The 3,213-nt window shown below is 63.0% G+C and carries 2 protein-coding genes; both read left to right on the top strand.

Annotated elements, in window-relative coordinates:
* Nucleotides 1-258 precede the first annotated feature (258 nt).
* Entirely contained in the window at nt 259-1,929 is a 1,671-nt protein-coding gene (locus Q4E95_RS12220) for an L-lactate permease (RefSeq protein ID WP_303383566.1), read from the top strand.
* An 82-nt stretch (nt 1,930-2,011) separates the two neighbouring features.
* Entirely contained in the window at nt 2,012-2,743 is a 732-nt protein-coding gene (locus Q4E95_RS12225; protein WP_303383567.1) for a FadR/GntR family transcriptional regulator, read from the top strand.
* The last annotated feature ends 470 nt before the right edge of the window (nt 2,744-3,213 follow it).

Below are 3,213 nucleotides of genomic sequence, written 5' to 3' on the forward strand. Positions count from 1 at the left end.
ACCTTGGGATACATAGCGTCCACGATGCACGTGGCGAACAGTGCGATTCTCACAACATTGATCTCCGATCAACTCCGGCTCCTGTGGTCTGACCATGCTAGGTGAGTGAACGCGATCACACAAGCAGGCTTATCGTGGCAGCCCACCGGAGACGCCCCCCAAGTGACTGTGCAGTGTGACGAGCATCATGTATGCTTCGTGGTCTGACCATAGTGGTCCGACCATACGACGGACCCACCGGAGCCCGCAGGAGACAGCGTGACCACATTTACCGCCATGACCGACGCCGTGGGTGGCAGTGTCGGACTTTCAGCCCTGGTGGGCTGCATCCCTCTGCTCACCTTCTTCGTAATGCTGCTGGCCTTCAAGACCAGCGCGCACGTGGCCGGCCTGACCGCGCTGGGCGCCGCGCTGCTCGTGGCGATCTTCGGCTTCAACATGCCGGCCCAGCTCGCCGCACTGAGCGCCACGCAGGGTGCCGTGTACGGCCTGTTCCCCATCGTGTGGATCGTGGTCATGGCACTGTGGTTCTACCAGGTCACGGTGCTGTCCGGGCGCTTCGAGGACCTGCGCACCATCTTCGACACCATTGGCGGCGGTGACCTGCGTATCCAGGCCATGCTGATCGCGTTCTGCTTTGGCGGTCTGCTGGAGGCGCTCGCCGGTTTCGGCGCGCCCGTGGCCATTACCGCGACCATGATTTTGGCGTTGGGCCTCAAGCCGCTCAAGACGGCCACCGTGGTGCTGATCGCCAACACCGCACCCGTTGCCTTCGGCGCGATCGCCATCCCCATCACCACCGCCGGCGTGCTCACGGGCCTGGACCCGGCACACATTGGCGCCGTGGTCGGCCACCAGGCCCCGTTCTTCGCGTTCGTGGTTCCGTTCTTCCTGCTGATGATTGTCGACGGCGTTCGCGGCCTCAAGCAGGCCTGGCCCGCTGCACTGGCCGTGGGCGGCGCCTTTGCCATTGCCCAGTGGTGGTGCGCCACGCACTTCTCCTACGAACTCACGGACGTGGTAGCATCCCTCGCGGGCCTTGCCGCGGCGGTGATTCTCATGCGCTTCTGGAAACCCAAGGGCGCCGAGGAGGTTCGTGCGGATCTGGGCATCGATCGCCCCCAGAGCGTGGACGCTCTGACCCCGGTGCGCGCCTGGATGGCAGTGCTGCCCTACATCCTGGTGGTCGTGGTCTTCGGTGTCGCCAAGTTGTGGACCTGGGGCGTCAATGTCCCCAAGTCCCTCGCGGCCACCGATATCAAGATCCCCTGGCCGGGTCTCCACGGTCACCTGTTGAACTCCGCCGGTGAACCCATTTCCGGTTCCGTGTACAACTTCCAGTGGCTGTCCAGCCCGGGCACGCTCTTGCTGATCTCCGGTTTGCTGGTCGCCATCATCTACTCGGTGTTCAATCACCACGGCCGCTTCAAGCTCACGGTGGGCAACGCGCTTGCCGAGATCGGCCGCAGCGCATGGAAAATGCGGTTCTCCGCTCTGACCATTGCCTCGGTGCTCTCCCTTGCCTACGTCATGAACTTCTCCGGCCAGACCATTTCCATCGGTACGTTCGTGGCGGGTCTGGGTGCGGCGTTCGCATTCTTCTCCCCGGTACTGGGTTGGGTGGGCACCGCCGTGACCGGTTCGGACACCTCAGCCAACGCGTTGTTCGCCAACCTGCAGAAGACCGCGGCCCTGGAATCCGGACTGGACCCCTACCTGATGACCGCGGCCAACACGTCCGGAGGCGTGGTGGGCAAGATGATCTCGCCGCAGTCCCTGGCCATTGCCGCAACCGCGGTGAGCATGCAAGGTCAGGAGTCCAAGATCTTCCGTTCGGTGATCCCGTGGTCCATCGGCTTGCTGCTCGCGCTGTGCTGCTTGGTGTTCCTGCAGTCCAACGTGCTCGCCTGGATGCTTCCCGCCGCATAGACTTGACGATGCATAAACCGCCCGCCACTCGTGCATCACGGGTGACGGGCGGTTTTCTTTCAACAACCCACAGGAGGACTACATGGTCTCCACCCCCGCGTACACGGTGGTGCTGAACTGGCTCGAGGAGCAGTTGCGCCATGGGAAGATCCGCGTGGGTGACAAACTGCCCGCGGAACGCGCGTTGGCGGAGCACTTCACCATTTCTCGGGCATCGGTACGTGAGGCCATCCGCATCCTTGATGCCATGGGGCTGGTGCGTTCGGGCACCGGCTCCGGACCCCAAGCCGGCGCCACGGTGATTTCCGAACCCTCCGCCGCTCTGGGCTGGGCCCTTCGCATGCACATTGCCACCAAGGCACTACCGGTCAAGGACGTTGTCACCACGCGTCTCATGTTGGAGACCCAAGCGGCGTGGGATGCGGCGTCGGGTGAGAACGATGATCACACGGACCGCGACGCCATCCTGGCCCAGGCCCACGACGTGCTGGACCGCATGGACGACCCCACCATGTCCAACGACGAGTTCCACGCCCTGGATGCCCACTTCCACCTGCTCCTGACCTCCCTGGCGGGGAACGTGGTGCTGGAGACCGTCATGGTGTCGCTGCGCGAGGCCACCATTGGCTACGTCCAGGAAACCGTGGCCACCCTCAAGGACTGGGAGAGCATCCGTTCCTCGTTACAGACCCAGCATTGGGGCATCCTCGCGGCCGTCACCGCCCGCAACGGCAAACAGGCGACCCGTTTGTTGCGTGATCACATCAACTGGTTCTACAGCTTGGTGCCGCGAGCCCAGAATCAGTCGCGGTAGCCTGCCCGAACCCGTGACACAAGAAATGCGACCCCTCCTGGTCGAGAGGGGCCGCACTTTACTTCTGGGGTGCTGACGCGACGGGGGTCCCGGAGCATCACGCAAGGTGATCCAAGTCTTCCGGAGCTCTAACCGGGGAGGGCCAAACAAGACCCCCGCCGCGAGTTCAGCGTGACTCAAGGTTCTCTTGGCGGCGCCGTACATTTGCTGCCTCACCCAAAATCTTGAGTCGGTGAACACTTCTTTCGTCGTGTTCATGTACTACTGTGCCGCACTGCACCACCGGGTGAACATGGCCAAATGGCCAGAGTTGAAGCGCCGGACCTGTGAGAAGCCTGTGAATCAATTCATTGGGTGAGATCCTCGGTCAATTCCGGCCTCACCAGGCCGTTTTGGATGCCCGCAATCAGCACCTGGACACGGTCCCGAGCGCCGAGTTTGTCGCACAGTTGCGACACGTACGCCTTGAC

The organism is Kocuria sp. (genome assembly GCF_030536815.1).
In the GTDB taxonomy this organism is placed as follows: domain Bacteria; phylum Actinomycetota; class Actinomycetes; order Actinomycetales; family Micrococcaceae; genus Kocuria; species Kocuria gwangalliensis.

What these genes read in the sequence shown, in the direction of transcription:
- Q4E95_RS12225 (WP_303383567.1), top strand. Translation starts at nt 2,012, where the DNA reads ATGGTCTCCACCCCCGCGTACACGGTGGTGCTGAACTGGCTCGAGGAG.